Source organism: Brevibacillus sp. SIMBA_040, from assembly GCF_046535075.1.
In the GTDB taxonomy this organism is placed as follows: domain Bacteria; phylum Bacillota; class Bacilli; order Brevibacillales; family Brevibacillaceae; genus Brevibacillus.
Window position 1 is genome coordinate 1 of record NZ_JAWRXI010000433.1, and the last position, 231, is coordinate 231.

Here is a 231-nt window from a genome sequence, read left to right on the forward strand (position 1 = left end):
GCTTCCGCCAGACAACCGCGATCCGCAGGGCCGTCGTGCGCATCAGGCGAACACATCGGCAACATACCGGCCATGCTCGCGCTCCATCGTGTCGATCCATGCGCCCGCGTTCTCGTCGTTCTCGCCGGTTGCATCCTGGTAGATCCGACCGAGCGTGGCCCGCACGGCCGGAGCCATGTTCTTGCCGTCCCCGCAGACATAGACGGTCGCGCCTTGAGCGAACAGCGCGGC

At 66.7% G+C, this 231-nt stretch carries 1 protein-coding gene; it reads right to left on the reverse strand.

Features of this window, described 5'->3' with window-relative positions:
- Positions 1-42: 42 nt before the first annotated feature.
- Positions 43-231: hypothetical protein (locus SB752_RS33340; RefSeq protein ID WP_410719649.1), on the reverse strand; the 189-nt coding region annotated here is incomplete at its 5' end.